General features: G+C 44.0%; 11 protein-coding genes and 1 pseudogene. 11 read left to right on the top strand and 1 reads right to left on the bottom strand.

The features are described 5' to 3' along the window. The 11 genes and pseudogenes from MGMO_RS20125 to MGMO_RS17230 all read left to right on the top strand — a co-directional run. A pseudogene (locus MGMO_RS20125) lies at nucleotides 1-357 on the top strand (hypothetical protein); the annotation flags it as partial. Next, nucleotides 354-1,727, top strand: a complete 1,374-nt coding sequence (locus MGMO_RS17185) for a glycosyltransferase (protein ID WP_023496345.1) — start codon at nucleotides 354-356, stop codon at nucleotides 1,725-1,727. The pseudogene MGMO_RS20125 and the gene MGMO_RS17185, both read left to right, overlap by 4 nt. Continuing rightward, nucleotides 1,705-3,732 (top strand): alginate lyase family protein, encoded by a 2,028-nt coding sequence (locus MGMO_RS17190; RefSeq protein ID WP_023496346.1) that lies wholly within the window; start codon nucleotides 1,705-1,707, stop codon nucleotides 3,730-3,732. Before MGMO_RS17185 ends, MGMO_RS17190 begins: the two co-directional genes overlap by 23 nt. A 3-nt stretch (nucleotides 3,733-3,735) precedes the next feature. Next, complete coding sequence (locus MGMO_RS17195; protein WP_023496347.1) at nucleotides 3,736-5,886, top strand: alginate lyase family protein; 2,151 nt, start codon at nucleotides 3,736-3,738, stop codon at nucleotides 5,884-5,886. Nucleotides 5,887-5,889: 3 nt separating this feature from the next. Further along, nucleotides 5,890-7,281, top strand: a complete 1,392-nt coding sequence (locus MGMO_RS19755; RefSeq protein ID WP_023496348.1) for an aminoglycoside phosphotransferase family protein — start codon at nucleotides 5,890-5,892, stop codon at nucleotides 7,279-7,281. Then, the gene (locus MGMO_RS17205) at nucleotides 7,274-7,927 is read left to right on the top strand and encodes a histidine phosphatase family protein (RefSeq protein ID WP_023496349.1); all 654 of its coding nucleotides are present in this window, start codon (nucleotides 7,274-7,276) and stop codon (nucleotides 7,925-7,927) included. The genes MGMO_RS19755 and MGMO_RS17205 overlap by 8 nt, the downstream gene beginning before the upstream one ends. Next, entirely contained in the window at nucleotides 7,920-9,269 is a 1,350-nt protein-coding gene (locus tag MGMO_RS17210; RefSeq protein WP_023496350.1) for a phosphotransferase family protein, read from the top strand. Before MGMO_RS17205 ends, MGMO_RS17210 begins: the two co-directional genes overlap by 8 nt. 4 nt (nucleotides 9,270-9,273) lie before the next feature. Further along, nucleotides 9,274-11,124 (top strand): ABC transporter ATP-binding protein, encoded by a 1,851-nt coding sequence (locus MGMO_RS17215; protein WP_023496351.1) that lies wholly within the window; start codon nucleotides 9,274-9,276, stop codon nucleotides 11,122-11,124. A 50-nt stretch (nucleotides 11,125-11,174) separates the two neighbouring features. Then, nucleotides 11,175-12,335 (top strand): glycosyltransferase family protein, encoded by a 1,161-nt coding sequence (locus MGMO_RS17220; RefSeq protein ID WP_161808517.1) that lies wholly within the window; start codon nucleotides 11,175-11,177, stop codon nucleotides 12,333-12,335. Then, complete coding sequence (locus tag MGMO_RS17225; protein ID WP_023496353.1) at nucleotides 12,328-13,068, top strand: DUF2334 domain-containing protein; 741 nt, start codon at nucleotides 12,328-12,330, stop codon at nucleotides 13,066-13,068. The genes MGMO_RS17220 and MGMO_RS17225 overlap by 8 nt, the downstream gene beginning before the upstream one ends. Nucleotides 13,069-13,074: 6 nt before the next feature. Next, entirely contained in the window at nucleotides 13,075-14,934 is a 1,860-nt protein-coding gene (locus tag MGMO_RS17230) for an alginate export family protein (protein WP_023496354.1), read from the top strand. 66 nt (nucleotides 14,935-15,000) lie between these two features. On the opposite strand, the gene MGMO_RS17235 is transcribed toward MGMO_RS17230, so the two are convergent. Continuing rightward, a complete protein-coding gene (locus MGMO_RS17235) occupies nucleotides 15,001-16,140 on the bottom strand; it encodes a glycosyltransferase family protein (protein WP_023496355.1) in 1,140 nt (379 codons plus the stop codon). Nucleotides 16,141-16,503: the final 363 nt, after the last annotated feature.

The following is a 16,503-nucleotide window of genomic DNA, read 5'->3' on the forward strand; positions in this document are numbered from 1 at the left end:
AATACGGTCTGTGAGCTATTGACATTGCGTAAGCGGGCTATTGTGGTGCCTAGGGTCATGCCAGTCCAAGAACAGTGGATACGTGCCGAGCGGATGTCCAAATTAGGGTTATTGCGGGCTATTCATCCAGAGCAAATGACACCTTCCATCCTGATGGAAACAGTCCAGGAAGAACTGTCCAAAATCAATGTGCATCCGAGCAATCTTTTTCAAATCAACCTCGATGGGTTATCTGGGGTATGTGATTCAATCAATCAGTTAATGGATGGCGATCAAGATGGGATACGCCCCCATCCCGTGATCAATCAACAACAAAATAGAAAAGGCAGCCGTTTGCTAGGGATGATGCAACAGTGAATGCGGCTATCAAATTGACAAAAGACGATGCCCAAATAGGCTACATTCTGAAAGGTTATCCGCGTACTTCTGAGACCTTTATCACCAACGAAATAAGGCTGCTGGAAAAGATGGGGGTAGGGTTAAGCATTTTTTCCGTCAAGAAACTTGAAGGACAGAAGAACCATGCGATGGTCAAGGACATAACGGCACCAGTCACGTATTTGCCGCAGGCTGATGCGCTCAGCGAAACGCGCTTTAGCAAGTGGCTTATTGATAATGTGCCGAAATTTTCAAACAGCCACGCGCAGCTCTTTAAAAAGAAACCGCTGGCTTATTTAAAGGTTTTTTTAGAATGCTTAATCATGAGCATTCAATACCGTACTGGGTTCTTTGAATTGCCCAGGGAGGTTTTTGTTAAGGAATTCCTCCAGGCAGGTTTTATCGCTAATGCAGCAATGGAATCTGGGAATATCCAGCATTTTCACGCCCATTTTTGTCATGGAGCCACAACAATTGCGATGTTCGCCAGCAGGTTAACTGGCATTCCGTTTAGTTTTACGGCACACGCCAAGGATATTTACCTAAAGGAGTTAAATCCCGGTAACTTGTTACAAAAAAAAATGCGGCGGGCTGAGTTTGCGGTGACTTGTACGGGTGCCAATGAATGGTACCTAAAGCAATTGGCCCCAAAAGGTGCAATTATCCACAAAATCTATCATGGCTTGGATACCAAACTGTTTTCTAATAGCGATCAGGAAGCGGCGGATAAGCAGGAAGAAAAGTTGCCCGTCTTGCTTTCTGTCGGTCGATTAGTGGAAAAGAAAGGTTTTGATTACCTTGTTAAGGCGTGTGCCATCTTAAAAGAAAGAGGTCGGATATTTCAATGTCAGATCGTCGGTGGTGGTGATTCCGATGTGACAGAAAAATTGGTTCGCCTCATCAAAGACCTTGACGTTGAAGATACGGTAAACCTGTATGGTGCAGTCACACAAGAAGAACTGCGCGATATCTTCAAGCAAGCCACTGTGTTCGCCTTACCTTGTTTGGTGGTCGATAACGGTGACCGTGACGGCATTCCCAATGTCCTGGTGGAAGCTATGTCAATGCGTGTGCCGGTTATTTCGACGGACATTTCTGGCATACCTGAACTTATCGACAATAATGTCAATGGCTTGCTGGTGCCAGAGAAAAACGCACAGGCGATGGCGGATGCAATCGAACGCTTGCTTATGGATTCGGCATTACGGCAACAATTGGTCGAGGCGGGAAGAAATCGGGTCTGCAAAGACTTTGATTCGCAAGTGACAACGCTCGATCTCAAGGATCTATTTGTCTCCCGGCTGGCAGACAGAAGCGAGGTATTGCATGAGTGCTGTGCCGGCCATTGATAATTCGTGCCACAGTGAAGTACTAAAGGCCCCTTTTAATACCTGGACACCATCCGAGCTGCTCGCTTACTTCCAATCACGCACGGGAATTGCTTATTTTGCTATTGCCAATGAACCGGAAGTTACACGGGAAAAAATTGACGGTATCCTGAGCGATAACTTCAATCTTAACGAAGAATCCTACCAGTTTACTGATCGATTAGATTGGTTAACCAATCCCAGTAACGATGTCGAATGGGCCATCATGCTTCATAAGTTCTATTATGCGGTTGGGTTGGGTCTCGCATTCAAGGAAACGGGCGATCGTCGCTATGCCGACAAATGGGTTGACCTGACATCCAGTTGGATCAAAACAGTCCCGATAGATTTTCTGCCCAGCGATGTCTCGGGGCGACGCATCCAGAATTGGATATTTGCCCATTACTATTTCGTCAGCAAATGCCCCACGGAAGCCATCACGCCAGAATTTTATGTACAGTTTTTGGAATCTATCCATCAGCAAACGAGCCATCTTTGCCAGAACTTAACGCCGGCACGGAACCACCGTACCTTAGAACTGTACACGATCTTTCTCGTGGCTGTTGTGTTCCCAGAATTAAAAGGTGCTGATGCTTGGTTGCAGTTTTCAATTGATGAATTAACGAAAAATGCCCAAACCGATTTGTTAGCTGATGGTGTGCATTGTGAGCTGTCCACCGATTACCATCATATCGTGTTGCGTAATTTCCTTGCAGTGAAGCGGCTGGCGGTATTGAACAACATCAGTTTGCCGCCACAATTGGACGGTTGCATCAGAAAAGCCTTGGTATTTTCGACGTATGTCCATAAGCCTGATGGCTTTATTCCTTCGTTAAGTGATGGCGATACGGGTAATTTTTTGCCTTTGTTGCAGCAAGGCTATGACTTGTACGGCTGCGAAGAAATGTTGTATGTTGCGACCAAAGGTAAGCAAGGCACTGCACCCAAGCACCGATCCAAAGCCTTTCCATCGGGCGGCTATTATATTTTGCGTAGTGGCTGGGGCGAATCTTTGGAGGCTTACGAAGACGAACGCTATCTGGTGTTTGATTGCGGCGACTTGGGTGCCGGCAACCACGGCCATCTTGACCTGCTCAGTTTTGAAATGGCGGCTTATGGGCAATCCTTGATTGTCGATCCAGGCCGTTATACCTACGATGAATCGGGTGAAACCAACTGGCGTGTCCTGTTCCGTGGCACAAGCTATCACAATACCGTTCTGGTGGACGGACTTAACCAAACCCGTTACGAATTCCATAAACAGAAATTCAAAATCAAAGGGCAGCAGCCCGAATATGCACTTAAAGCGTTTATCAGCCAACTCGGCTTCGATTATTTACATGGTATTGCCCATAGCCATGAATACCCTGTTGTACATGAACGCAAAATCCTGTTTATTAAAGGCGAGTATTGGGTCATATGCGACGTGTTGAGGGCGGATGATGTCCATAATTACGATCTACTTTTTCATTTAGCGGCATCGGCACAGGGTAAAGTGTCGATTAGTTGTGACAAACAATCCTTTTCAGTCGATGCACCTAATCTTGTGATGATTCAACCCGTACGCCAATCCGCGACGGTATCGCTTGAAGGCGGTTATGTCTCGCCAACTTACGGTATTAAGCAAGATGCCCCAGTGCTTAAATTCAACCAGCACCGTGCAGAATGTAGTTTCTATACGGTCATTTATCCTTACAAAGATGAGCGTCCTGGACTGACAGTTTCTTCAATCCCTGTTTCTAAAAGGGAGGTACTTTGTAATCCATTTTCTGCCGCTTGTTTATCCATCACCGTGGAAAGGGCAGGGCAATTACATAATGATATGATTTTTGTCGCTAATGAAGAGGGTGAATTTGCTACGGCAAATAACACCTTTAATACACCAATTTATTTTCAGAGAACAACTGGACAAGGTAAATTGCTCGCACAGTTTGATTATCCCTCAATGGATAACATAGAAACGATTTGCCAAGGGCAAAACGGCTAAACCATGAAAGTTAGCAATTTAGCCGCACTAGCGGATGAGAATTTGTTTGTTGAAGACTTTAGCCGGTTGTCATGGCCTGCGGTATTGGATTATTTTCAAAATCGAGGGCATGTTAAACATTTCGCCTTATCAAAAGGGGCAGGCAAACATGTAACTAACGCTGAACTTGTCTTGTTAAATGAATTTAATTTCAATAATGAAAAGTACGCGCTAGGCAAATTATTTGATTGGAAAATCAATCCAAGCAAGGATTTAGAGTGGCTGATTTTACTGCACAAATTTTATTACTTGAAAGATTTGGCAGGCGCTTATGATTATACCCAGGACGAGCGTTATGCACAAAAATGGGTAAGCCTTATTGATTCATGGATTACTCAAGTGCCCGATGGCTTCATCGACAGCCAAGTCACCGGAAGACGCTTGCAACAATGGCTATTGTCTTACTTCACATTTGTGCAACAATGGCGATCACCGTCAGTGACAGCCGATTTTTTCGGGCGTTTTATACGCTCTATCAATTCACAAACCCATCATCTTTGTAGGCACCTTACACCGGAGGGCAACCACCGCACTTTAGAGTTATACGCGATATTTTTGGTTGCGGTCACCTTCCCAGAATTAAATTCTGCGAAAGGGTTTTTAGAGTTTTCTAAGCAAAAGCTGTTGGAAAATATACGTCAGGATTTATTGCCAGATGGCGTACATCGCGAACTTTCGACCGACTACCATCACACCGTACTTAAAAATTACCTGCGTTTTCGTGGCTTGTCTATGCTCAACGATATAGCTCTGCCAGCGGCTTGCGATGCGTTGCTGAAACAAGCCATCAAATTTTCGTATTACGTGCATAAGCCGGATGGATTTATTCCTGCGATTAATGATGGGGATTGCAATAGCTATCTGCCGCTGCTCAAAAAAGCCCTCTATTACTATCCAGACGAACATCTGGCGTATGTGATTACCCAAGGTGAAAAAGGTGTGCCGCCAATGCAGCGTTCATGTGGGTTTGATGACAGCGGTTATTACGTGCTGCGTAGTGATTGGTCAATGAAACCTTACAATGAAGCGTTGTATTTGTTCTTCGACTGCGCCCCTCTCGGCTTTGGCAGCCATGGTCATTACGATGCCCTGAATTTTGAAATGGCTGCGTTTGGGCATTCTTTGATAGTCGATCCAGGCCGTTACACTTACAGCGAATTCAGTGAAGATGGTATTAATTGGCGGCATTATTTTAAGGGCGGTTCTGCCCACAACACCGTTGTTGTCGATGGCCTGGATCAAACGCCTTATCGTTGTGGTCGACCAACTGACCCAGAACCACAAGTAACACTGAAGCAATTCGTCTCGACATCCGGCTTTGATTTTCTGCAAGGCCAAGTTGCAACTCATCAATATCCAGTCATACACGAACGTACAATATTTTTCCTGCCACCAGAATATTGGATTGTAACCGACCGATTAACGGCGGAAGACAACCATAATTACGACCTGTATTTTCATTTGTCGAACAGGGCGCAAGACCAATCTAATTGGGTAAGCAATGATGTTTGCCATGTTATCCATTCGCCTAATTTACTTATTGCCCAGCCTTATTGTCCTGATACCAAAGTCATTATTGAGCAAGCGTATGTCTCACCGGAATATGGCGTGAAGCATCCTGCCCCGGTGGTCAGGTTTTCAAAACTACATGCACGCACAACTGCTTTTCATACCGTACTTTGCCCGTTTAAGGAAGAGCCGCCCGCAATTGAAGTAACACAGCTTCCCGTTTATAAAAATGGCCGCTTGTGTGAGCTGTCAGAAGCCGCTTCCTTGCATATTAAGCTGGGCAATGCCGAGTCTTACGTTGAAGATTATTATTTTATCCATCATGGCTCAACCGGCGAGGAATATACATTTGCCGACATGACCTGTATTGCCCGGGCACTGTTCCTCAGAAAAAATGGTTCTGGGCAAATTACTAATCTACAGGCTGAAGGCATTCAACTCCTAAGGGATAACGCGACTGTTTTGTTGCACCAGTTGGGCGGCTTTACCCGGTTAAATTATCAAGACAAAACTCTCATCCTTACCGATCCTATAACTGAAAAGAAAATAACAAAAACTGAAATAGATTTTTGCTCGCATGGATACCTTCACAGGGGGGAGGAATAGCAAGTGACGACAACTATCATTGACCCCCAATTTCCTCAAATAGCCAAAATCCTTGAACCAAGCTATATGCTTGCCGTGCTGCAAGAAACACTTTTCAGCAATAAAGAAAAACTTTCGTCATTGATAAAAATTGAAGATTGTAGGATTGGTGAAAAACGCTATAAGCCCGGCAAAAGTTTTAAGCTTACTTATACGCTCACCCTGCGAGAAGCAGAAACCCAAGACTGTTATGAACAGGTATTGACGGCTCAGTTGAATCCATTCGATGCAAGCCAAGCAGAGGTTAACGTGGGCCTTGAGGATTCGACTGATTTTCCTGTCGATATACCGACGGTAAGTTATCTTCCTGAAGTTAATATGATGCTTTGGTCATTTCCGTATGACCGTAGTTTGCCGTACCTGCCCAAGTTATTAAACGCTGAAAAGTTGAGTGCCTATTTCAAAGAGAGCTTGACTAAGCTAAATCTTTCGGAATCGGAACGTGTAGGTTCTATCCAAACAAAAATAATGCATTACTTGCCTGAGCAGTCCTGCATGATCCGCTTTACGCTTGCAATCGCTGAGCCAGCACCCAACAAGGATAGCGTTAGGGAAATAATCATCTACGGAAAAAATTACTGTAGTGATAGTGGGGCAAATATCTACACTATCATGAAACAATTGGCTGAACAAATTGACCATTGTGCCAAGCCCTTACATTACGATCCTGAAACCAAAACATTGTGGCAGGCACATGTGCCAGGCACTCCATTTGAATGGACAACTACTTTGCTTAAAAAGCCCGGCATAGTTATTAAGATAGCTAAGTGTATTGGTGCATTTCAGGGTTGCAATATCGATACTGCCGGGCAGTACGGTTTTACTCAGATTAGCCAACAGCTCACGTCGGCTGTAAAAATTTCAGCGAATGCGGATTTCAATTTGGGTGAGCGTGTACAAGATTTAGTGACTGAGATATTTGGTGTTCACCAAGCCCTCGACTGGGCGGGTTCGGCAAATAATTCGCCGCTTCATCTGGATTTAAAGATGGGGAATTTGCTTATTTCCGAGGATAAGGCCTTCTTAGTCGATATGGATTCCGTGTGTTTGGGTGACCCTTTGATTGATATAGGCAGCTTTATTGCTAACCTCTATTTAAACGGTCTTAGGGCGGGTTCTACCGTTACCGAAATAGATCAAGTAGTGGTGTGTTTTATTGAGGAATATAAGGCTACGGTTGCTTGGCTTGTCGATGACGGAAAGCTCTATTGGTACATTGCTGCCGCTTTAATCCATGAAGTTTTACGTCGAAGTTTACGGCAACAAGATAGGGAACGCATTAAGCATAGCGAAAACTTTATTGATCTTAGCCATAGCTATATGGCGAAATGCCGTACGGTTATTGAATATGAATAATCAGCAATATCTTTTTAATACGAAGCGGATATTTCTTGCCCGTCATGGTGAAAGTGTCGCCAATCAGGAAAAATTGCTATCTGGGCAACTGGAGTTTCCGTTGACGGATAAGGGTAAGTACCAAGCCCAATGGTTGTGTGATGTGTTAAAGAATAACAAGCTATCTGCCATTTATACCAGTAGTTTGACTAGGGCTGTCGAAACAGCGAGACCAACAGCGGAATACCATAAGCTCGATATTCAAACCCTAGACGATTTGAAAGAAATTCATTTTGGGGTGTTACAAGGTAAAGCCGCCAATGAACTCGACGCTGAAGCCCAGGCGTTATGGATGGCATGCGAATCAGACATGGATTTTACTATCCCGGGTGGTGAGAGCTTCCGTGCCTTTCAACACCGCATCCTGGATTGCTTAGAAGCTCTCCTACAAGCCATGCCGGATAATTCATTAATCGTGGCGCACCGGAATACCAACGAAGTCATTCTCTCAAAATTGTTGGGATTGGATTCCACAAACGATAAAGGCATTAATGTTAAAAATAAATACCTCTACGAAATCCAATTAGACGCATTGCCATCCGTCAATACCATACGCTTAGGCGGTGAATTTCATGGCAAAAAATTTGTAGGGCTAAAAGATGAGTAAGCCCAGCCAAGAATTTGCCATATTTATGGATTCCAACAAAATGCGGATTTTATTTCAGCATGAACTTCCCGATTGTTTAACCGGTGGGTGGAAGTTAACCGATTGCCAAATACAACATCCCCGCTATAAAACTTACCTTAATCCGAAGTCACGTGATAAATCTTTTCTGGCCTTGGCTTATCACTTAAAAGGTATCAATGAACAAACCCAAAAAGCCGATGAGCGGATTTTGTATGTAAAGGCTTATCTGGGTGATCGTAGTCATGACGAATATTTGAAAGCACGCGATCTGGCTAAAGGTTCTCAGCAATCTGCGATTTTGCACCTAGACAAATACGGCATGGTGGGCTGGTTTTTCCCTTACGATCCTGCCCTGCCCATGTTAGATAAAGTCTTGGATAAGGCTTTTGCCGAAAAATATTTGGTCGAATTTTTGTTGCTTCAGCAGCAGGGTTCATCAGCAATCATCAGGGATATTGCCATCAATATCATTAATTACCGCCCTGAAATTCGTTGTACTTATCGTTACGATTTTCAACGATTATCAGGGAACAAAAAAGCAGTTTACGGTAAGACTTTTGTTGATAACAAAGGTGCTGAGATTCAACACCGAATTGTCACTTTATATAAACATGCTGAAAATAATCCTGAAAGTTTTGTGATCCCATCACCGTTGGGTTATGACGAAAACCTCAATACTTTATGGCTGGACGGTTTAAGTGGGCAATCCTTATTGGAACACATTAGCGATAAGAATGCAGATCGCTTAATGGCGCAATTGGCACGTCATTTGGTCGATTTTCAGGATGTGGCAATGACAGGATTGGCGGTTATTTCTGAGGAAGATATGCTGGTTGAGATCCAAAAGAAAGTCGTGAAATTACAAAATGTATTTCAGGATTTATCAATACGATTTGAAAGGCTAGTCAACCAACTATATTGTGAAAAAGCCAACTTACCATTGCTTGCCAATCGGCTTAGTCATGGTGATTTTCATATCCAGCAATTATTGTTGATGAAAGCTGACCGTATTGCGCTATTTGATTTTGACGAGCTTACGGTAGCCAGTCCGTTAATGGATATGGCAAATTTTTCTGCCGATTTGTACAGCTTAAATTTAGGAAATGGCTTAACTGAAAAATTAATCAACTGCCTTTATAAGGCTTACAAAAAAATTTCCGACGATGATTTGAACGATTCCCACTTTATTTGGCATATACGCATACAACTGCTGACGCGGGCGTACCGTTCGTACATTCAACAGAAACCAGATCTTGAGTGGCTTGTGCTTGGATATCTGGCGTTGGCAGAAACATTTTCACTGGAAAAACATGCGGAATAAATCCATGTTCAAAATATCAGAAAAAACAAACAATCAGGACGCACTTAAAGCCAAGCCGATCAAGAAACAACGGTCGGCTTTTAGTCGTGTTGTCACCGCCCATTTACGCCGAGTCCGAAAAGACATTTTTTTTGCCAGTTTTTGCATCATTGGCTCGACGCTTACGACCTTGATTATCCCTTGGCCAATGAAACTGATTTTCGACAATGTCTTGTCGGATAAGGCGTTACCCGATTTCCTAATGCCATTTCAGGGATACTTGACATCGGGCAGCACAAAAACATTGCTAATACTGTGCGGCAGTATGATAGCCATTGCGTTGGTCAGGGGTTTTTTCGCGTATTACCAACTGTTTTTGACATCACGGATCGGCTACTTATTGGTATATGTTTTGCGCGGCGAATTGTTCAACCATTTGCAACGCTTATCGTTGTCATTTCACCATAAAACCCGCACGGGGGAGTTGCTGAACAAATTGACCAGCGACACCAATAATTTAAAAGATGTATTTGCCGATTCGGCACTGACCTTCACCACCCATATACTAACAGTCATCGGCATGTTGGCTATTATGTTCAATCTTAATGTGCAATTGGGCTTGATCGTATTGATCAGCTTTCCGATCTTGTTTTTTGCGATTTATTTTATTTACAGCCGTGTCAAATACTCCGCCCGTAATCAGCGCCATAACGAAAGCCGATTAGCTTCACGAGTTGCCGAAATTCTAGGCGCCGTTCCTTTAATCCAGGCTTACGGCACTGAAGACTTTGAACACGAACGCTTTGAAGCGGACAGTTCCCGTTCAATGAAGGAAAGTATCCGAACTTCCCGTATGGAAGCGGCGGCCACACGCTTGGTGGAAATTATCAGTGCGTTTGGCACGGCAATTGTTGTGCTGTTTGGTTGCATACAGGCAGTAGCAGGCAAAATGACCCCTGGCGATGTCCTTATTTTCGCGTCTTACATGTCCCAAATCTATCAGCCTATTCGGCAGATTACCCGGTTGTCCACGCGGTTTTCCAGGGCGAGTGTAAGCATTGAGCGGATCAATAGTATCCTGGAAACGGAACCGGAAATTCAGGATGCTCCAGATGCTATTAAGGTTAATCGTCTAAGTGGTGATATTGCCTTTGATAACGTCACGTTCAGCTATGTGGACGGAAAAAAAATTCTGGACGATGTTTCGTTCCGCATCATGCCGGGCGAGCGCGTGGCTTTGGTGGGAGCATCCGGTGCAGGAAAGTCAACCATAGCCAATTTGATTATCCGACTTTACGATCCACAAAAAGGGGCTGTCCTGATTGACAGGCAGAATATTAACCAATACGAACGTGCCTCGCTACGGCAGGAAATTGGTGTAGTGTTGCAAGACCCTGTGTTGTTTGGCACCAGCATTAAGGAAAATATTGCTTACGGTAAATCAGACGCAACACAAGAAGAAATTGAGCTAGCCGCAAAGCAAGTCCACGCCCATGACTTCATCATGAACTTGCCTGATGGCTACGACACCTTAATGGCTGAGAGCGGCAATACGCTTTCCGGTGGCCAAAGGCAACGCATCAGCCTAGCTCGTGCTTTAATCAGGCAAGCATCAATCTTGATAATGGATGAGCCAACTTCGGCAGTTGATGCCGAATCGCAAGCCCTTATCCGAGATGCCATGGCTCGCTTGCAACAAGGCCGTACGATTTTGTTGATAGCCCACCAGTTTCACACGATACGGGATTTTGACCGTATCTTAGTGTTAAAAAATGGCAAGATTATCGAAGAAGGTAGCCATAATAAATTAATGCAATTAGGTGGTTATTACCATGAACTTTACCGCTTACAGCATGGCATAAGGATGGTTTCGTGAGGCTGTCGAAAAAACCTGTATTATTATTCTACTGTCAACATTCTTTAGGCATGGGCCATTTGGTAAGGGCATTGGCCTTAGCCGAGAGCCTTGCCAAAAAATTTCAGGTTGTTTTTCTTAACGGCGGGCGTTTCCCCGACAACACAGTATCGCCGGATGAGATAGAGATAATTAATTTGCCGCCTTTAGGCATGGCTGAAGACAATTCGTTATACAGCCAAGACCCCAAATACAATCTTCTTGAAGCCCAAGCGATCAGGCGGCAAATGATATTGGCAGCGCTTCATGAATATCAACCAAAAGCAATCCTTATCGAATTATTCCCGTTTGGCCGGAAGAAATTTGCCGGAGAATTATTGCCCCTTTTAAAAGCTGCAAAGAGGAGTGTTAATCACCCGCTGGTCATGTGCAGCTTGCGGGACATTATGGTCAATGCCCGTAAAGATCAAGTTCGCCATGATAACCGGGCACGTTGGTTAATAGACCGATATTTCGACGGGGTTTTGGTGCATTCAGATCCAAAATTTGCTAGTTTGGAAGAATCATTCAGGCCTTCCCGTCCTTTGCAAAAGCCCATTCTCTATACTGGTTTTGTATTACCAAGAGGGGAATCTAATATTAGCAGCTCACGGCTTAGGCAAGTTGTCGTATCCGCTGGCGGTGGCATGGTCGGCGCACCTTTATTTAAGGTGGCTATTAAGGCGCAGCCGATACTCTGGGAAAAATTGAAACTCCCTATGACACTCATCGCGGGGCCTTTTCTTCCTGAAGCCGACTGGCTTGACTTGGCAGAAAAGGCGCAGCAATGCCCAGGCTTAACATTGCGCCGTTTTGTACCGAATATGGCAGACATATTGTCGTCCCATTCCGTTTCAGTCAGCCAATGCGGTTATAACACGGTCATGGATATTTTGAAATCGGGTATCTCTGCGTTGGTCGTGCCATTTTCGCAAGGACAAGAAGATGAACAAGGCAATCGGGCAAAACGGCTAAGTGATTTAGGCTTGTTGCGGCAAGTTGATGCGGCTGATCTTGATGTCGAGCGGTTTGTGCTGGAGGTAGAGGGCTTATTATCATTTGAACCAAATCCGTCAGCATTGGATATTAACGGTGCAGCGCGTTCAGCCGAAATTATCCATGAACTAAGCGCTGAAAAAGTCCTGTCTTTTCAAGAAGAACATTTAATGATGACAGGACGTGCCTGTGCCTAATTGGTTAGATCCCGTGAAAGCAATACTGGATCGTGCAGCAACTCCAGTGGATGTTTTTTTTCGAGACGACGACGCTGGCTGGGCTAATGACAGGCTTTATTTATTGCTTGACGAATTTGCAAAAGTTGAAATTCCGATTGATTTGGCGGTTATTCCAGAAGCTTTAGAGGACGGCCTTGGCTATGAATTATTGTCGCGTTGGCGGCAGAACGAACACCGATTAGGTTTTCATCAACACGGTTACCGCCATACCAACCATGAAAAAGAGGGACGTAAATGTGAGTTTGGCAATAGCCGTTCTAAGGATAAACAAAAAGATGATCTTGCTAAAGGCCAACATGTTTTGCGCAATGTCTTAGGGCATTCGCTTGATCCCTTCTTCACACCACCTTGGAATCGGTGCACCCAAGCAACTGTTGAATGTTTAGGGGAATTGAATTTTCAGTTGTTATCCAGGGATATTACGGCAACAAATTTGGCTTCCTCAACAATCAAGCAGATTCCTGTTCACATTGATTGGAGCAAAATAATCAAGTCATCAGGGCAAGCATTACCCGAAATGGGCGAAGTAATTGCAAGTAATTTTGCAAGCAATAAATTGACTGGGATTATGTTACACCATGAGGACATGGACAAGGAGCAATTGCAGCCATTGGCGGAGTTATTGGCGGTATTTTCTGGCCATAATAAGCTGCGCGGATTGCTGCTGCGGGATACATTAGGAACAGGATAAAAAATAGTGGATACCAAAAAATCAGCCAATTTTTTGGCATTTGCTGTGCTTTGCTTTGCCTACACACAGGCCTGGGCAGGAAATTTTGACAATGAATGGTTCAGGATATTCGGGCGTTGGGATGGCGAAGAATTACGGGCTGACAACATACAGCTACGGTTGCCCGAAGCAGAACCGAATCGTGGTCAAATCAGTGGTCAAGTGGAAAAAATCGATTTGCACGCCAAAAGTTTGGCCGTGGGGCCGTTTGCAGTGCATTGGACGGACAACACACAATTCGAAGACATCACATCTTCGCAGTTAAGGGTCGGCAAAACATTAAAAATTTCACTCAAAATGAATGAAAAAGGGCAATATAACGCCCGCAAAATTGGTTTGGAAGCGACCCCGTTTGCGCCCCATTCCTTGCAGGTTACGGGGCTTAGCGGGAACACATTCGAGCGCAAAGACGGCGTTCATGAATTCAAGATTCTTAATATACCGATTTATACCGCCCTTAACGGTTACAACGTACTTAAGTCACTGATTCGACGGCAGGATGTCCGCAGGCCTGACGACCAGTACAAGTTTAATCTATTCGGTAAGCCAGTTACGTTGGGGGGGGCGTATGATTTTAATCCTCGGTTAAGAAACAATTTTGATCTCGACGAGAGGTCACAGGATGCTAACGTGCGAATCGACAATGAACTCAAATTAGAAGCGTTTTATCCTATCTCCGATTTTTCTGCCGTATTCTTGAGCTTTATTGGAAGCACAACATCCCGTTTTAATTTTAGCAATGACACTAGAAACCGGACTACTTTTGAAATCGACAGGGACGAAACCTGGATATTTTTTGACCGTCTTGCCGGCACAGGTTTCGGATTACAGTTCGGCAACCAAAACGTGACCGAGTCACGGGAATGGTGGTGGGATAAAGATATGGATTCGTTGCGGCTATATTATAATCGCGGTCCCTTTCACTTTGAATTGCTCGGCGGCAAGCAAATTGGTGGCGAATCCACGTTAATCAGCATTTCCCCAAAGGATAAAGAAGTCCCTCGAATTCTGAGTATGGCAAGTTGGGCATGGAGCTATAAGCAGCGTTTAGAATTATTTTTCTTGAAACAATGGGATCAATCGTCACAAGAAAATGTAGGGGACGTTATCAAACGCATCAACCGGGACAATTTCGATGACAACGCGACTTGGTTCGGTGCGCGTGCAATTGGTGAAGTAGGGTTAAGTGACTACGGCAGTTTGAACTACTGGGCGGATTTTGCTGGTGTGAATGGAAAAGAAACGGTGTTTACTTATGGCTCAATCGATAATATTTTCACTAAGACCAAATCAAAAAATAAAAACGATGTCAGTGGATGGGCCTTTGATATTGGCGCATTCTGGACGCTACCTGTTAAATATCAACCAACGTTGACCTTAAGTTATGCCCACGGTTCAGGGGACCGTCATCCGAATGACGGTCATAACAGCGCATTCCGGCAAACCGGTATCCAGCGAAACAACTGGCGGTTTAATGGCGTAAACCGGTTTAAAATTTACGGCGAGTTGTTCGACCCTGAGCTTTCTAACATGAATATATTTACCTCTGCGTTGGGTGTTAGGGTGTTCAAAAACAGTTCGATTGAAATGGTTTACCATAAATATGACCAAGACCAAGCTGTTAGTAGTATAAGGAACAATAACCTGAATAAAAGCCCGAACGGTATCAGCAGGGATCTCGGCCACGAAGTCGATCTAGTCATGAATTTCCGTGAATGGAAGCGGCTCGAACTGGAATTGACCGGATCAGTTTTCGATCCAGGCAGTGCTTTTAGCAATCAAGATAAGGCTTATGGCATCTTCTTTGATGCGAACTATAACTTCTAATCGAAATGTATTTGTTCAACAGGTTATAGGTTTACGGAAAAGCACGTTGAAATATTTATATTGCGGTTATTGCGCAGCTGAAAATGTTGCAAGAATTTCGTGAATTTTTCGACTGATATTGACCGCGCCGTTAAGGTTGATGGCGGTGTTGGGATAAGGTTTTTCCAATAAGGAAAGGATGCGATTTTTAAGTATTATTGGATTTAGGTCGGCTTCATTAATTTGCGAGACCCAACCTTGTTCGGCAAGTTTGCTGATTCTTATGGTTTGTTCACTATTGCCGGGATAAGGAAATGCCAGTGACGGCGTTCTGGTTGCAATGACATCCAGCAAAGTATTGTCGCCGCCCATATTGATCGACAAAGAAGATGTCAATAAATGATGGCGAAAATCGGCTAAGAACGGGACAATCTCGACATTTTCAGATTGGGTTAAAGAGGTTAAATAATCAATATCGGCAGGTGTGGCACTTGAGCCGGTTGCAACCAAAAAATGAAAATCCGGCAATAATACCGCGGTTTTAATCGCGGCTATCAACAGTTGCTGTCCGACATTGCCGCCGCCCTGGCTGACGATGATCCGGTTAGTGCGTTTGAGGCGATGTTCAGGAGAGGGTGGACTGATATAGCCACCATAAAACAAACGGTCGCCTAATTGCGGAGCCAAAGAAAAAGTTTCATCGAACTTGATAACATTTGGATCGCCGCGAACCAAGACGGTATGAATTTCAGTATTAATAATGTCCATAATTTTTTGTTCCTCCGCAATATCGGTGGGCACTAAAACATCGCGGACTTGACTAAAAATCGGGATTTCACCACTGTGAAGTTTGAGTCGCTTAATAAGAGGCCGGATTTCCCTTTTGAACTTTCTGCGTCCAAATGGATAGAATTCGATAATAAATCCTTTATAGGGACAATTTAAAAAATCATGAATACTATCTTGCCGCAAATGCCAAGTTTCTTCGATAGCGGTTTGCTCAGGTGAATAGAGTTCGCCAGCGTCGTTAAACGATAAGGATGGTAGATGCAAAACCCTGAAACTGCTGTGTTGAGGAAAATTGGAGTAAGCAATACCACCGTAAATTAAATCGACATCGAAATTATGCAATAATTCGCTAATAATTTGCAGACTGGCCGTGAGATGGCCGATGCCGACTAGACTAAGGCAATAATATAGTAAGCGTGGGCGATGGTATCGGGTCATATATAGGAAACTCCGGTTAAGTTTTACAAAAAGCTTCCTTCGATAAACACAGGACGAACGACGAGATGTTGGATCCGTTAGTGGTGAGACGTAGGCTTATCGAACAGTCGCACGACCCGTGGAATCAACTTGTTTAGGGCTTCACCTACACATTATTCAACACGAAAAAAGAAAGTCATTAAAACAAGTTGTTAGCCTATTTGAAGTTTCTAAAGTAGCTGAGTCCTATACGTAATCAGAAAATAATTTGATATCACTATATATCCTAAATTCTTAATGCAATTTTCGAAAATGTGTTCTATGGAGAAAATTATAAATGATCCTTGATCGTCTGCTCAAGGTTAGTATTACCTCTTACACTGC

It is taken from the genome of Methyloglobulus morosus KoM1 (assembly GCF_000496735.2).
GTDB classification, from domain to species: domain Bacteria; phylum Pseudomonadota; class Gammaproteobacteria; order Methylococcales; family Methylomonadaceae; genus Methyloglobulus; species Methyloglobulus morosus.